The organism is Herbaspirillum sp. 1130 (assembly GCF_017833835.1).
Taxonomy (GTDB): domain Bacteria; phylum Pseudomonadota; class Gammaproteobacteria; order Burkholderiales; family Burkholderiaceae_D; genus Herbaspirillum; species Herbaspirillum huttiense.
In genome coordinates this window covers 505,127-518,810 of the sequence record NZ_JAFICQ010000003.1, presented here as the reverse complement: position 1 = coordinate 518,810, position 13,684 = coordinate 505,127, and the positions used below count along the sequence as shown (strand labels likewise).

At 61.4% G+C, this 13,684-nt stretch carries 15 protein-coding genes; 9 read left to right on the top strand and 6 right to left on the bottom strand.

All coding sequences use genetic code 11. The annotated features are described in order from the left end of the window. Positions 1-106: 106 nt before the first annotated feature. Positions 107-904: a transporter substrate-binding domain-containing protein gene (locus JOD78_RS15910; RefSeq protein WP_034339564.1), complete on the top strand. Its 798-nt coding sequence runs from the start codon at positions 107-109 to the stop codon at positions 902-904. A 49-nt stretch (positions 905-953) separates the two neighbouring features. On the opposite strand, the gene JOD78_RS15905 is transcribed toward JOD78_RS15910, so the two are convergent. Beyond that, positions 954-1,745, bottom strand: a complete 792-nt coding sequence (locus JOD78_RS15905) for a transporter substrate-binding domain-containing protein (protein WP_134134890.1) — start codon at positions 1,743-1,745, stop codon at positions 954-956. Positions 1,746-2,372: 627 nt separating this feature from the next. On the opposite strand from JOD78_RS15905, the gene JOD78_RS15900 reads away from it, so the two are divergent. Then, positions 2,373-2,600: a hypothetical protein gene (locus tag JOD78_RS15900; protein WP_034339550.1), complete on the top strand. Its 228-nt coding sequence runs from the start codon at positions 2,373-2,375 to the stop codon at positions 2,598-2,600. 171 nt (positions 2,601-2,771) lie between these two features. On the opposite strand, the gene JOD78_RS15895 is transcribed toward JOD78_RS15900, so the two are convergent. Together JOD78_RS15895 and JOD78_RS15890 are read right to left on the bottom strand one after the other, a co-directional pair. After that, a complete protein-coding gene (locus tag JOD78_RS15895) occupies positions 2,772-4,337 on the bottom strand; it encodes a methyl-accepting chemotaxis protein (protein ID WP_209568497.1) in 1,566 nt (521 codons plus the stop codon). Between the two features lie 164 nt (positions 4,338-4,501). Next, the gene (locus JOD78_RS15890; RefSeq protein ID WP_245202156.1) at positions 4,502-5,746 is read right to left on the bottom strand and encodes an alpha/beta hydrolase; all 1,245 of its coding nucleotides are present in this window, start codon (positions 5,744-5,746) and stop codon (positions 4,502-4,504) included. 283 nt (positions 5,747-6,029) lie between these two features. On the opposite strand from JOD78_RS15890, the gene JOD78_RS15885 reads away from it, so the two are divergent. The 5 genes from JOD78_RS15885 to JOD78_RS15865 all read left to right on the top strand — a co-directional run bounded on the left by JOD78_RS15885 (position 6,030) and on the right by JOD78_RS15865 (position 8,925). Further along, entirely contained in the window at positions 6,030-6,419 is a 390-nt protein-coding gene (locus JOD78_RS15885; RefSeq protein WP_121038692.1) for a hypothetical protein, read from the top strand. A gap of 171 nt (positions 6,420-6,590) precedes the next feature. Then, positions 6,591-6,992, top strand: coding sequence for a response regulator (locus JOD78_RS15880; protein ID WP_034339540.1), 402 nt, complete (start codon positions 6,591-6,593; stop codon positions 6,990-6,992). Between the two features lie 10 nt (positions 6,993-7,002). Continuing rightward, positions 7,003-7,233, top strand: a complete 231-nt coding sequence (locus JOD78_RS15875) for a hypothetical protein (RefSeq protein ID WP_134134888.1) — start codon at positions 7,003-7,005, stop codon at positions 7,231-7,233. A gap of 512 nt (positions 7,234-7,745) precedes the next feature. Further along, entirely contained in the window at positions 7,746-8,246 is a 501-nt protein-coding gene (locus tag JOD78_RS15870) for a winged helix-turn-helix domain-containing protein (protein WP_034339558.1), read from the top strand. Beyond that, positions 8,230-8,925 carry a GGDEF domain-containing protein gene (locus tag JOD78_RS15865; protein WP_245202155.1) on the top strand — a complete coding sequence of 232 codons (696 nt, stop codon included), beginning with the start codon at positions 8,230-8,232 and terminating at the stop codon, positions 8,923-8,925. The genes JOD78_RS15870 and JOD78_RS15865 overlap by 17 nt, the downstream gene beginning before the upstream one ends. Here the strand turns inward: JOD78_RS15865 and JOD78_RS15860 are convergent. Both JOD78_RS15860 and JOD78_RS15855 read right to left on the bottom strand, forming a co-directional pair. After that, complete coding sequence (locus tag JOD78_RS15860) at positions 8,895-10,544, bottom strand: FAD-dependent oxidoreductase (RefSeq protein WP_209568499.1); 1,650 nt, start codon at positions 10,542-10,544, stop codon at positions 8,895-8,897. The genes JOD78_RS15865 and JOD78_RS15860 overlap by 31 nt on opposite strands. 52 nt (positions 10,545-10,596) lie before the next feature. After that, positions 10,597-11,142, bottom strand: coding sequence for a VOC family protein (locus tag JOD78_RS15855; RefSeq protein ID WP_209568501.1), 546 nt, complete (start codon positions 11,140-11,142; stop codon positions 10,597-10,599). A 181-nt stretch (positions 11,143-11,323) separates the two neighbouring features. Between JOD78_RS15855 and JOD78_RS15850 the strand changes: the two genes are divergently transcribed. Together JOD78_RS15850 and JOD78_RS15845 are read left to right on the top strand one after the other, a co-directional pair. Beyond that, entirely contained in the window at positions 11,324-11,767 is a 444-nt protein-coding gene (locus tag JOD78_RS15850) for a MarR family transcriptional regulator (RefSeq protein ID WP_121038677.1), read from the top strand. A 93-nt stretch (positions 11,768-11,860) separates the two neighbouring features. Next, a complete protein-coding gene (locus tag JOD78_RS15845) occupies positions 11,861-12,106 on the top strand; it encodes a hypothetical protein (RefSeq protein WP_121038674.1) in 246 nt (81 codons plus the stop codon). 16 nt (positions 12,107-12,122) lie between these two features. Here the strand turns inward: JOD78_RS15845 and JOD78_RS15840 are convergent, their stop codons facing one another. After that, positions 12,123-13,682, bottom strand: a complete 1,560-nt coding sequence (locus JOD78_RS15840; RefSeq protein WP_209568503.1) for a sensor domain-containing diguanylate cyclase — start codon at positions 13,680-13,682, stop codon at positions 12,123-12,125. Between the last annotated feature and the right edge of the window lie 2 nt (positions 13,683-13,684).

The following is a 13,684-nucleotide window of genomic DNA, read 5'->3' as shown; positions in this document are numbered from 1 at the left end:
GCGTGCACGCTCAACCAACTTCAGTTGCTCAGTAGCCGCACGCCTGCTGGCATGGTCATTGCAAACCCGCCCGGCACGATACAGTCCATTCAACGAAAGGGATCACATGAAATTTGCCAAACCGGTGCTCGCCGTCTCGCTGGCCCTGCTGGGCCTGTCCACCCAAGTCGCGCAGGCGGATGCACTGGCCGATATCCAGAAGGCGGGCACGGTGCGCATCGCCGTGCCGCAGGACTTCGCCCCCTTCGGTTCGGTGACCTCCGACCTGCAGCTGCAAGGGCTGGATATCGACGTAGCCAAGCTGATCGCGCAGAAGATGGGCGTCAAGGTGCAGCTGGTGCCGGTGGCCAGCGCCAACCGCATCGCCTACCTGCAGACGCACAAGGCGGATCTGGTCATCTCCACCCTCGGCAAGAACGCCGAGCGCGAAAAGGTGATCGATTTCTCGCAATCCTATGCGCCCTACAACAACAGCGTCTTTGGGGTGGCCTCGGTACAGGTAAGCGGTCCGGCCGATCTGGCAGGCAAGACCGTGGGCGTGGCACGTGGCACCTTCCAGGATCTGCAGCTCACCGATACCGCCCCGAAGAGCGCCACCATCAAACGCTACGAGGACAACAATGCCATGATCTCGGCCTATGTCTCCGGCCAGGTGCAACTGGTCGGCACGGGCGATTTCGTCGCCTATGCACTGGCGGAGAAGGCACCGGGCAACAAGCCCGTGCTCAAGTACATCATCAATGAATCGAGCTGCAGCGTCGGACTCAACAAGGGCGAAGCCGCCCTGCTCGGCAAGGTCAATGAGGTCCTCACGGCAGCCAAGAAAAGCGGCGAACTCAATGCCATCGTGCAGAAATGGCTGAACGTCCCCTTGCCCGCCAAAATGGCCACTACCTTCCAGTAAGCAAAACGGCCCGCACTTCGATGCGGGCCGTTCACTGAGGGATGACTGCTTACTGGTAAGTGGTCGCCATCTTCTCCGGCAGCGGCACGTTGAGCCACTTCTTGACGATGCCGTTGAGCTCCCCGCTCTTCTTGGAGGCGGTCAACGCTTCGTTGACCTTGGCCATGAGCGCCGGCTCTCCCTTGTTCATGCCCACATAGCAGGTCGAGACATTGATGATGTACTTCAGCAGCGGCTTGTTGTTGGGGGTCTTCTCCGCCAGCGCATAGGCCACGAAGTCGCCCGTACCAACGATCTGCACCTGGCCCGAGACATAGGCCGAGATCAGCCCGTTGTTGTCTTCATAGCGCTTGATGACCGTGCTCTTGGGCACGCTGTCGGTCAGCATCAGGTCCTCGAAGGTGGAGCGGGCGACCCCGACAGTCTGGTTGGCCAGGTCGGCCGGGCCGGCAACCTTGATCGCGGCCACGCCGAAGACGCTGTTGTTGTAGGGCGCATAGCCCTGCGAGAAATCGATCACCTTTTCGCGCTCGGCATTCTTGCCCAGCGTGGAAATGATGAGATCGATCTTGTGCGTCTGCAGGAAAGCCATGCGGCTGGAGATCGGTACCGGCACCAGCTCGGCCTTCACGCCCAGCCCCTTGGCCACCAGCTTGGCCACATCGATGTCCAGGCCCTGCAGCTGCAGGTCGGACGTGACCGAGCCATAGGGCGCAAAGTCCTGCGGCACACCGATCTTGACCACACCGGCTTTCTGGATGTCAGCCAGGTTGTCGGCACAGGCGGTACCGGTGAGGGTGGCCAGAGCGGCCAGGGCGAGGATGGTCTTGACGAACTTCATGAGGGTTCCCTTGTTGTCGTGGATGTCGGACGTGGCGTGCAAAAACGGGGCAGCGTACAAACACTTAGAAAATCACGCGATTGACTGTGCGCGCATTCCGGGGCCGTTGCTCAGGAGCAGGACCGCCAGCATGCCATCCGGACTCTGCAAGGAGCATGCCAGCCGCCGGGGGCTGGTGTAAATCATTTCCATGACCGGACTCTGCCCCGGAACTTTGATATCGCTCCGGATATCAGTCAGCGTACTGCATCAAGTTATAAGGTTTCCGAAAACAAGCATGCGAGGTCTGCACGCCCCCCAATGCGCGTCCCCCGAGCGAAAGCCGGAACACAAGCCCATCCGCTGCAGGAATGATAGCGGTACAAAATCTAAGCATTGCGAAACCTGTCCACAAGGGAAAACCTTTAGAAATTCGCTTGACACGATCTCCAAGCAGGAATAAAAAGCGGGGGCATCGTCGCTGTTGCGATCCCGCCAAAGATCAGCCTCAGTATTCCCGCCTGATAAGAGCGGCCAGATAAAAATCGTAAAATCGAAGAAATAAGTTCTTCTGTCTTTACGATCAAAGTTATATTGCCGCAGGCACTCTACCAACGTCATTCCAGACCAATCACAAGGGAGATACCCATGCCCAAGCGTTCCAAGACCATCGAGCCCGTCGTGGTAGTTCCGCCGCAGTTCCTGACCGAACCGGATGGCTTCCTCAACGTCCCGGTGAGCCGCAAGACCCGCGATCACATCCATCACCTCAAGAAGAGCATGCGCGTCTCCAGCCAGGCGGAAGTGATCGAAAAAGCCGTCGCCATCGTGCGCGCCATCGACCTGGCCGCCAAGGGCGAACTGCCCGACAACTGATGCATCCTGGCCGCAACCGGTTCCGGTTGCGGCTTTCTTCCCCATTCCTTTCCTCATGCCGTTTCGGGCGATGGCGCGTGATCGGCGTCCTTCACCCATAAAAAAAGCTGCCCGATATCTGGACAGCTTTCCTGGGGCTTAGGCGGCCTGAGCCGTCCCGGCGACTTATCCCTACGCACCCCTTGCCTGCTGTGGCAAGCGGAAGACGGCCACTTTCTCGGCCAGTTCGGCGGCCTGTCCCTGCATGGAGCGTGAAGCGGCGGCCGCCTCCTCGACCAGCGCCGCATTCTGCTGGGTAACCTCATCCATCTGCGCCACGGCCTGGTGTACCTGCTCGATGCCGGCGCGCTGCTCTTCACCAGCGGCGCTGATCTGGCCGATGATGGTATTGACCTGGGCCACGCTCTGCACGATCTCATCCATGGTCTGGCCGGCCTTCTTGACCAGTTGCGCACCCGAGTCGACCTTCTCCACAGAGTCGCCGATGAGGACCTTGATCTCCTTGGCGGCCGCCGCCGAACGCTGGGCCAGGCTGCGCACTTCGGTAGCGACCACGGCAAAGCCGCGTCCCTGCTCGCCTGCACGTGCCGCTTCCACCGCGGCGTTGAGCGCCAGGATGTTGGTCTGGAAGGCAATGCCGTCGATCACGCCGATGATGTCCACGATCTTGCGGGCGGAGGCATCGATGGCATCCATGGTGCTGACCACGTCGCCGACGATGGCACCACCCTGCCCGGCGACGTTGGAAGCGGCCTGTGCCATCTCCGCGGCCTGGCGGGCATTCGCACTGTTTTGCTGTACGGTGGAGGTCAACTCCTCCATCGAAGAGGCGGTTTCTTCCAGCGAACTGGCCTGGTGTTCGGTGCGTGCCGACAGGTCCTGGTTACCGGCAGCGATTTCCTGCGACGCGGTGGCGATGGTATCGGCACCGGTGCGCACGTTCGAAACGATGTCGACCAGTGACGTATTCATCTCGCGCAACGCACCGAGCAGGTCGCCGGTTTCATCCGGTGCGCTGTCGGTGATGGTCTTGGTCAGGTCGCCATTGGCGACCTTGCGAGCCGCATCGACGGCATCGGCCATCGGTACGGTGATGGAGCGGCTGATGGCCAGTGCAGCGATCAGGCCCAGCAGAATCGCCACCGCCGCCGAGACGCCGAGGATAGTTGCAGAAGTAACGTAAGTCGCATGGGCGGCCTCGGTGGCCGAACGCATCTGTCCCTCGAACAGGGTCACCAGTTGCTGCAGCGTGGCCAGCAGATCACCCTGGGTCTTGTAGCGCGGACCGAACAGCAGGCGCTGTCCTTCGATGTTCTGGTTTTTCAGACCAAGGGCCACCACATCGCCCGTGAAAGCGAAATACGCCTTGCTTTGCTCATCGGCCTGGGCAGCAAGACGGCGGCCCTCGTCGGTCACCACGTGGGTGCGGACAAATTCGAGCGCCTTCTGGAATTCCGCTAGGTCCTTGTCGATGGACTGCTTGTTGCTGGCCATCTGCGCATCATCGTCCAGGATGATGATGTTGCGCGCCGAACGGGCGATATTCATCATCAGGTACTGCATCTTCTGGGCCGCATTGACCTTGGGATAAATGTCACCGCTCAGTTGGGACGAGGTAGTGTCCAGCGAAGAAATGCGAGTGATGCCGATGAAGGTGATGATCACCAGCAACAGCAGGAGGGCGGCAAAGCCCGCAGCCAGGCGGGGGCCAAGGCGGAGACGGCGGAGAGGATTCATGTGGATTGTGGAGTAAGAAGAGTCGAGGCCGGCGGGGGTACCGGTGCCGGAATGATAATCCTCCCGAGCTCCCACCTCAGGGCGGAACAGAGGGGCAGAGACAGGTCTGCTCGGCCCTTGCGTCCTTCCATCCGGCCTGCGCCACCACCTCCTCAGGCGGTGCGCTACCGGCCCGCCACCTTCTCATCGAACCAGCGCTTCCACGCTGGCACTGCGGTGGCAAAGGTGCCGCGATGCGTAGTCGGTCCGGTGGAGACCGCCTGTACCCGCGTGTTCCCCGAACCCATGGCCTGTGCATAGGTCATGGCCATACGGCCCACGCCGGGGGTGATGGCCTCATCCGTTTCGCCATAGTAATTGCGCACGTCGGAACGGATCACCCAGCGATAGGCCTGGGTGGTCGCGATCAGGCGGCCATAGGCGGACCGGGCGAAATACTGCGGGTCAAAATATTCCGGCCGCATCAGCTTGTGCAGGTCGGTCGGAATGTCGGCCACATTGAAGGGCTGCCGATCGTAGGCATTCTTGGCGACCGGGTAGGCCGCATCAGTGAGCACCGAGCGCGCCAACCCGGGCACACCGTAATAATTTTCGAAGGCAAAGGCTGACAGAATGACGATGCTGTTGAGCCAGGCCGCATCATTGGGGCGTGGAAAAGTGAGAAATCCTTCGAGCAGCGCGAACACGTCCAGCGGCGCACTGGCGGTGGTGGCCGCATCGACCTTGACGCCGGCCGCTTCCAGTTTTTCAAGGAAGGCCATGGTCACGAAACCACCCTGCGACCACCCGGAGAGAAACAGCTTGTCCTCGCGCACCCCCATGCTGGCCAGCACGCTGCGCGCGGCCAGCAGCATGTCATAGGTGGCTTGCTGGTGGCTGCCCTTGACCATGTAGCCTTCCGGCTCGCTGGAGATGCCCATGCCGAAATAATCGGCACCGATGAGCGCATAGCCCTGCCCGGCGAACTGGGCAATCATCAACTGCGTTTCGGGCGATTGTTCGGGGAAGGACGGCACCTGCTGCCTTTCATACACGGTGCCATGCTGATAGGACACCAGCGAATAGGATTGGGCAGGCGTATCCGGCAACGCCAGCAAGCCCGAGGCCAGGATAGGCTGGTTGCCGCGCTCCGGAATCACGGAAGGATACGTGATGCGATAGAGCCGCACGGCATTGCGTGCGGGGGAGTAATTGACGGGGACACCGGAGAATGCGAGCGTATCCTTTTGCAAAATGGTGTTGAGCTTGTCAACATCCCAGCGGCCGATCAGCTGATAGCGAACGCCGGAGGCCACCGCCTGCACCGCCGGGGTGGCGGGGGCCTGGGCCGATGCCGCAACTGGCAGGATGGACAACATGGCGCTCAGTGCGCCCAGGACCAGGCCGGCACGCATCAGACATGACTTCATCGCTTCCCCTTTTCTTGTATTGGAAATGAATCACTGCAATCGTTTGCATGGCCTGTGCACGGAGCAATTGCGGCGCAAGCATCGTGTACGTAACGACATCAGTCTGGCGCATTATGACGAGCCGCATCGTAGCGCAAAGCAGGAAAAGCGGGACCTTTACCGTGCAAGCACAAGTTTGGGCGCACCGTGACTTCTGGTATAAACAGTGGCTGGAACGTCGCCGCCATTCCCCCCGATGGCGGATGACGCCACTTACCCCCCGATATTGAGAAACGAGCAAGCCATGAACAAGCGTACCCTCTCCCGCTTCCGCTTCCTGAAGCTGGCCGCCCACGCTGGCCTGATCTGCGCCGCGGTCCTGAGCCATCAGGCACACGCGCAGGCCAATCTGGACTTCTTCTCCAACACGGCCGTGGCCGATCTGAAGAAAGAACAGATCAATTCCCTGTATGCCGCCATCACCGCGTCCCTGGACGCCGGCGTGAGCGGCAAGACCTCGCAGTGGACCGATGGTCCCAAGCCCTCCACCACGGCCAAGATCACCCCGGCCTTCGAGCAAAGCACCCCGCCCTGCGCCAATGTGGACCTGGTGGTCACCAGCAAGCGTGGCACCGAACCGCTGAAATTGCGTTACTGCAAGAACAGCGCAGGCAAGTGGGCACTGAGCAACTGATCCGCTGATCCTCCACGACCGCGCGCTGCGCGGCAATCGCTCCGGCCGGCCCGGGTGCTCCATTGAACGGTAGCGCCGGCCGGTTCCGTCGGCGCTGCCATTCAATGGAGCACCGGCACGCGATTTGCTGTTTGTTGCGCACCCCACCTTTCCCTCAAGGTAGCTTTCACCATGGCTGATACAGACCAACACTTTCTCGTCGTCGATGATTTTTCGACGATGCGCCGCATCGTCAGCGGCCTGCTCAAGGAACTCGAATACACCAAGATCGTGGAAGCCGATGACGGCTCCACGGCCCTGAAGATTCTGGAATCCGGCGCCTCCAACATCACCTTCGTCCTGACCGACTGGAACATGCCGGTCATGGATGGCCTGACCCTGCTCAAGAAGATCCGCTCCACCCCTTCTCTGGCGCATCTGCCGGTGCTGATGATCACGGCCGAAGCCAAGAAGGAAAACATCGTCACGGCAGCCCAGGAAGGTGCGGATGGCTATATCGTCAAACCCTTCAACGCCACCACGCTCAAGGAAAAGATCGAAAAGATCCTGGCGCGGCGCGCACAGATGAAATGAGAGGACGCTGATGGATATCCCTGCCAATGACGAACAACAAGAACCGCAAGCGGGCAGCATCATCAAACATGCCTCGATGACCACCCGCATCCACCAGACCATCTATACGCTGGAGAGCCGCATCGTCCAGCAGAACGACGGCCTGCAGCGTTCAGAATATCGCGTGCTGCTGGAGCGCGATGTCATCAAGGACTGGACCGAAGGCGACGTGGCACAGTATTTCGGATTGGACATCTACTGAGCCTTGCGTGTGTTTCGACAGCACGCCTGTCGCCTGGCTGCCACCTTCCCGGCAGCTTGCAACATAAGAACGGCAACCTGCGGGTTGCCGTTTTTTTTCGCCTGCAAACGCCAATGGGCGCATTTTTGCGGTCGGCCACAAGGCGCGGAATGATCGCGCCGCGCCTTTCAAATTGATAACAAAATCGAGATTTTCTGTGAAACTCCCGCTACACAAAAGCAGGTATAACGTAACCAATAATGATACTCATCCGTTAAGAGCGGACTATCAGGGTTGTTTCATTTTGGGGATGTGAACGACGTGGCAGTGTTAATCGTAGAGCATCCAGGCGAGGGAGCCGGCGTTGTGCTCAAGGCCTTGCATGCCAGCGGCTTGCCGGTACGGGCGGTGGCGGCCTTGTCGGAACTGGAAGGCGAGATTCAAAAAAAAAGCCTGCTGTCCTGATCATCGAGACGCACCGGTTCACCATCAGCTTGCTTCCGCTGGTGGCCGATCTGCGGCAGAAGTTTCCGATGCTCGGCATCGTCGTCATCGGCGAACAGCTCAGCGAGGATGCGCAGGAGAAAGCCCTGCACGACGGTGCCGATTACATCCTGCACAAACCGATCCGGCAAGGCCTGCTGCTGGCGACCATCCGCTCCTTCCTGCGACGCCTGCGCATCCTCCATGCGCCGACCGCAGGCAGTGCAGAAGCCTGGACCCTGTATCGCCGCCGCGGCACGCTGGTCAGTCCGCACAACGAACGGGTGGCGCTGAGCGAGCGGGAATGCGCGGTCCTGACGACGCTGTTCCTCAGCCCGCACTTCCCGGTCAGCGTGGAACACCTGATGCATGCGCTCAACATCACGGCCGAGATCATCGATCCGCATCGCATCGACACCATCATCTATCGCCTCCGGAAGAAGCTGGGGCAATTGGCGCATGCCCGTTTCGAGATCCGGAACATCTATGGCAGAGGGTTCATCTGCGTGGCAATGAAAGAAAGCGCGGTCTTTTATGTTTGGGATGGATAACGGCGAATGGTTCAGGCTGGTCCAGCGGGTCTGGACCGGCGCTTCACTGGATGGCCTCGGTGCCGTCGCCTCACTGGGCCTGGCGGGCACGCTGGGCGCATTGCTGGCATCCGCGCGCGGCCGTTGCCGCGAGCTGCACCGGCAATTGCGCGAAGCCCGCGCCGCCAATGACGGCCTGCGCCAGCAGGCGCTCTACGACGGCCTCACCGGCCTGCCCAACCGCAGCCTGCTGGAGCAACGCATCGCCGCTGCGATCGCCCGCGCCGAGCGCGCACAGGGCAGCTTCGCGTTGCTGTTCCTGGATCTGGATGGTTTCAAGCTGGTCAACGATCGCCACGGCCACGCCGCCGGTGATCTGCTGTTGCTGCAGATCGGCGAACGACTGGGGGCGAGCCTGCGGCATGCGGATACCATCGCCCGCATTGGCGGTGATGAATTCGTGGTGCTCACCGACATCGTCGCCAGCGGCGACATCCGCATCATCCGCGACAAGCTCACCCAGGCGCTCGCTGCCCCCTTCCAGATCGGCCATACGATGCTGACGGTGAGCGCGAGCCTGGGCCATGCACGCTATCCCGATGACGGCAAGTCGATGGATGCCCTGCTGGCCTGTGCCGACCAGGGCATGTATCACCTCAAGCGCGCCCGTCAGGCGCAGGCGGCCTGCACCATGCAGTGACCGACGCAGCGGTTGACGGCGGCAGCGATCTGCAGCGGGTCGAAGCGCGACCAGCGGGCCGCCACGTGCTGGTCCGGCCGGATCAGGTAAGCGCATCCTTCGTGCGCAGCATAGCGCTGCGCGGCCAGTCCCTGCACATCCTCCAGCAGGGCCCCGGAACCGGCGGGACCGATGGTCTTGACCGGAATCTCCAGACCCGCTGCCTGCAGACTGACGGGGAAATCTCCCGCACCGAATACCAGCACCGTGAAGCCTTCGCCCAGCTGACTGAGCAGCCATCCGGGCCGGCTCCCCTGCCGCACCGGCGCATCCGCGCAGGGCGTGCCGGGGACCATGCGCTCGCCGAACGGCACGCTGTCGGGGGTGTTCAGGGACGAACTCACATAAGGTGTCGGCGTGGACAGGCGGCCGCTGTTGACCAGCGTGCGGGCGAACGGTTCGTGCTCGGCCAGCGTCAGGACGGCATCGCGCAGCACGCGGCTGGCACGGCTCTTGGGTGTGATGAAATCGGTGGAGCGGGTGGACTGGCGCAGGTTGTCGTCGGCCGCGAAAGCGCGCTCTTCGTGATAGCTGTCGATGAAGCTGACCGGGGCCTGGCCATCGATGACCAGCTTGAGTTTCCAGATCAGGTTGTCGATGTCCTGCACGCCGGTATTGGCACCGCGCGCCCCGAAGGGAGATACCTGATGCGCAGCGTCACCGGCAAAGAGCACGCGCTGGTAGCGCATGTTGTCGATGCGGCGGCAGGCGAACTGGTAGACGGAAACCCATTCCAGCTCGAATTCCACCTCTGGCCCCAGCATCGCCTGAATACGCGGGATGACGTTTTCGGGCTTCTTTTCTTCCTCGGGATCGGCGTCCCAGCCGAGCTGGAAATCGATGCGCCAGACGTTGTCGCACTGCTTGTGCAGCAACACGCTCTGGCCGCGATGGAAAGGCGGATCGAACCAGAACCAGCGCTCGGTCGGGAAGTCCGCCTTCATGATGACATCGGCGATGAGGAAGCGGTCCTGGAAGAACTGGCCGGTGAACTGCGCACCGACCATCTTGCGCGTATCGCTGTTGGCTCCGTCGCAGGCGATGATCCAGTCGGCCTGCATGGTGAAGCTGCCGTCGGGTGTTTCCACGGTCAGGGTGGCACCGTCATCATCCTGCTTCAGGGCCACCAGCGCATGCTTCCAGCGCAGGTCGATGAGCGGATGCGCCGCGCAGGCTTCTACCAGATACTCTTCCAGATAGTATTGCTGCAGGTTGATCATGGCCGGCATCCTGTGGCCGGCCTCGGGCAGCAGGTCGAACTGATAGACCTGGCGATCTTCAAAAAATACCTTGCCCAGCTGCCAGCCCACGCCCTTGTCCACCATGCGCTGCGCCACGCCCAGACGATCCCAGATCTCCAGCGGACGCTTGGCATAGCAGACCGCACGCGAACCGATGCTCACGGTGTCATTGTCATCCAGCACGACGGCGGGCAGGCCGCGCGCGGCGCACTCCAGGGCGGCAGTCAGGCCGATGGGACCGGCACCGATGATGACCACCGGGTGGCGCTGCGGCTGGCCGCTGCGCTGCTCATCCGAGGCTTGATAGGCGAAACGGGGATAGGTGTAGGTGCTTTGCATGGTGTCTCCTTGGGATCATCGGGGGGGATGGCGCTGTCAATTTTTTATCGGATCAGTGACCGGCTGCCGTGAATTCCTGCACATGCATCCAGGCGGCATGTTTCGGTGCGCGGCGGGTGCGTGACCATTCGTCCAGCATGTCCCATTTGACTTCGTCCAGCCGCTGCAGCTGCTGCGGACTGGCGCAATCGGCAGCAAGTTCGACGCGGTGGCCGCTGGGATCGAAGAAATAGATGGATTTGAAGATGGTGTGATCGGTGATGCCCACCACCTCGATGCCATCGGCCTGCAGACGCTGCATGACCTCCCTGAGGGTGGCCTCGCTGTCCACCTTGAAGGCAATGTGCTGCACCCAGGCCGGGGTATTGGAGTCGCGCCCCATGGGCGGTGAATTCGGGATCTCGAAGAAGGCCAGCACATTGCCCTGCCCGGCATCGAGGAAGATGTGCATGTAGGGATCGGGGGCCTTGGTCGAGGGTACCTGGTCTTCGGCGATGGCCAGGATGAAATCCATGTTCAGATATTTCTGGTACCAGAGCACGGTTTCTCTGGCGTCCTTGCAGCGGTAGGCAACGTGATGGATGCGATCGATCTTCATGGCAGTCTCCTTGAGGGCTTCGTCTTTGTGTTTGAATTAGTAACGGTTGTTACTATATTGACGAGGCTCGATCAGGGTCAACGTGCGGCAGGGGCAGGAAGGTCCTCGCGTGCAGGGTCATTGATGTGGATCAAGCGTGCCGCTGCCGTGTCGACTTGGTAACGTCTGTTACCATGTCGGAATGAAACTGCAAGATTTTTTCCCCTATCAACTGGCCCAGCTGGCCGAGGCGGTGAGCCGTTCGGTGGCAGAGGTCTATGCCGATCGCTTCGGCCTGAGCCGCGACGAATGGCGCATCCTGGCGGCCCTGGCCGAAGAGGGCCAGATGCAGGCCAGTGATCTGGTGCCCCATACTTCACTGGACAAGATGCAGGTCAGCCGCGCGCTGGCGCGCATGGAACAGGATGGCCTGGTGCTGCGGCAGCCCAGCGCGGATGACGCTCGCGCGCGCATCGTCAAGCCCACGGCCCAAGGGCGCAAGCTGTACCGCAAGATCGTGCCGATGGTGGAAGAGCGCGAAGCCCATCTCCTGCAAGCGCTGAGCTGCAGCGAACGCGAGGCCTTGATGCGCGCCATGGAAAAGATCCGGAAACGCGCCTTGCGCGTGATGGACGACGCCGATTGAGGCTTGTCGGTGCCTGGCTGACGCCATTGTGCTGGGGACTCCGATAACGCGATGCAAGCGAACGGTCTACCTTGTGATTTCAAGGAGACCATCATGAACCAGCCTGACCATACTGACCGGCATGACATTGAACGTGACGAGAACCAGCCACGACGCCCCAAGGAAGGGGCCACGCAGACCCATTTCGAGAAAGAGCCCGAGGGCCATGAAGGTACGCTAGGTGGACAGCCGCCACTGAACGCCCCGGCCGGCATCCAGCGCATGGGACGGGGCGGCGTGCTGGTGGAGAAAAGCCCGAATGCCGCCGACGATGAGCGGCAGGAGCAGAAGCCGGAATAAGGCCCGGCTTTCCTGACTAGGCCGACCAGGCCAGCATCGGTTTCCGGCCGATGAATTCGCGGAAGACTGCCCGGTCACGCCCTGTGTCCTTGGCTTGGTAGAGCGCCTTGTCGGCGTTTTCGATCAGTTCGCGCGGTTGATAGGAGAAGCCCTCCGCAGACGTGATGGATGTGATGCCGATGCTGACCGTGACCCGGCCCTTGTCGCTGGTCGCGTGCGAAATGCCCATGGCCCTGACGGCCGCAACAATTCGTTCCGCTACCACGATGGCACCGGCGCTGCCGCATTCCGGCAGCAGTACGGAAAATTCTTCGCCACCGTAACGCGCCACCGTATCAATCTCGCGCTGTGCCGCCCCGGAGATGGCCGCTGCGATGTTGCGCAGGCAGACATCGCCCACCACGTGGCCATAGTGATCGTTGTATTGCTTGAAGTGATCGACATCGATCATGAGCAGTGAGAACGCCCCGCCCACGCGCGCGAAACGCGCCGCTTCCACCTCCAGCAATTCATCGAAATGACGGCGATTGATGGCACCGGTCAGACCGTCACGGCGCGACTGTTTCTGCAGCAATTCGAACATGGTTTCCAGCTCGGCTTGTGCCCGCACTGCTTCGGCTTGCGCGCGCTCCCTGAGCGCTACCTGCGCGACCATCTTGTTGCCGCCGTACCAGATGGCGAACAGCAGCAAGGCAATGCCCAGTGCACGCACCATGATGTGCCGTGTCCAGCTCTGCAGGATCTCCTCCTTCGATAGGCCGACGATGACGAAGAGCGGGTAATTGCTGAGATGCTTGAAGCCGTTGATGCGCAGAACCCCATCCTGCGTTGAGCGCAGCTCGACCACTCCCTGGTCCTGCAGCTTGACGTATTGCTGGATCAGGGGGGATTGCGCGAGTGACTTGCCCATGGAGTCCGGGCGCAGCGGCCGGCGATAGAGAATGGTGGCGTCGTTGGCACCGAACAGCACGACGCCTTGCTGGCCGATATCGAACTTCTGATAGAAGCGCTCGAAGAACTGGATGTCCAGCGTGGCCAGGACGACGCCGCCGAACGAGCCATCGGGCTTGTTGATGCGGCGGCTCATGGTGAGCACCCAGTGGCCGGTGGACTTGCTGCGGATGGGCTTGCCGATGAAGGGAGAATCGAGGCGATTGGCCTGATGGTGACGGAAATAATCACGGTCGCTGTTGTTGAAGCGCGTTTCCAGGACCGGCTGCGAGGAGGCCAGCCACTTCCCTTTTTCGTCATAGATGAACAGGCCTGCCAGTTGCGGCACCTCGCCGACGGTTCGCACCAGAAAGTTGTGCAGCCGCTCATTGCCGGCCACGGCGAGCGGCTTGCCCGGTACCTGCTCCATCACGGCCTTGAGGACGATGTCGACCTCGTCCAGCGCCTGGTCGGCGTGCTGGGACAGCGCCAGCGCCATGTTGGCGGTGGAGCGGAAGGATTCCTCCATCTCGGCCGTGTGTTCATGCCAGCTGGTCCAGGCTTCCAGAATGAGGATGATGATGCAGACGGCGGCCACGAAGCCCTTGGCCGCTCTGGACGCCACCTTGATCGGACACGCTTGCATGG

Excerpts from the sequence above, each read along its gene's own strand:
- JOD78_RS15910 (WP_034339564.1), top strand. The coding sequence starts at position 107 with ATGAAATTTGCCAAACCGGTGCTCGCCGTCTCGCTGGCCCTGCTGGGC.
- JOD78_RS15905 (WP_134134890.1), bottom strand. The coding sequence starts at position 1,745 with ATGAAGTTCGTCAAGACCATCCTCGCCCTGGCCGCTCTGGCCACCCTC.
- JOD78_RS15900 (WP_034339550.1), top strand. The coding sequence starts at position 2,373 with ATGCCCAAGCGTTCCAAGACCATCGAGCCCGTCGTGGTAGTTCCGCCG.
- JOD78_RS15895 (WP_209568497.1), bottom strand. The coding sequence starts at position 4,337 with ATGAATCCTCTCCGCCGTCTCCGCCTTGGCCCCCGCCTGGCTGCGGGC.
- JOD78_RS15890 (WP_245202156.1), bottom strand. The coding sequence starts at position 5,746 with ATGAAGTCATGTCTGATGCGTGCCGGCCTGGTCCTGGGCGCACTGAGC.
- JOD78_RS15885 (WP_121038692.1), top strand. The coding sequence starts at position 6,030 with ATGAACAAGCGTACCCTCTCCCGCTTCCGCTTCCTGAAGCTGGCCGCC.
- JOD78_RS15880 (WP_034339540.1), top strand. The coding sequence starts at position 6,591 with ATGGCTGATACAGACCAACACTTTCTCGTCGTCGATGATTTTTCGACG.
- JOD78_RS15875 (WP_134134888.1), top strand. The coding sequence starts at position 7,003 with ATGGATATCCCTGCCAATGACGAACAACAAGAACCGCAAGCGGGCAGC.
- JOD78_RS15870 (WP_034339558.1), top strand. The coding sequence starts at position 7,746 with ATGCTCGGCATCGTCGTCATCGGCGAACAGCTCAGCGAGGATGCGCAG.
- JOD78_RS15865 (WP_245202155.1), top strand. The coding sequence starts at position 8,230 with ATGTTTGGGATGGATAACGGCGAATGGTTCAGGCTGGTCCAGCGGGTC.
- JOD78_RS15860 (WP_209568499.1), bottom strand. The coding sequence starts at position 10,544 with ATGCAAAGCACCTACACCTATCCCCGTTTCGCCTATCAAGCCTCGGAT.
- JOD78_RS15855 (WP_209568501.1), bottom strand. The coding sequence starts at position 11,142 with ATGAAGATCGATCGCATCCATCACGTTGCCTACCGCTGCAAGGACGCC.
- JOD78_RS15850 (WP_121038677.1), top strand. The coding sequence starts at position 11,324 with ATGAAACTGCAAGATTTTTTCCCCTATCAACTGGCCCAGCTGGCCGAG.
- JOD78_RS15845 (WP_121038674.1), top strand. The coding sequence starts at position 11,861 with ATGAACCAGCCTGACCATACTGACCGGCATGACATTGAACGTGACGAG.
- JOD78_RS15840 (WP_209568503.1), bottom strand. The coding sequence starts at position 13,682 with ATGCAAGCGTGTCCGATCAAGGTGGCGTCCAGAGCGGCCAAGGGCTTC.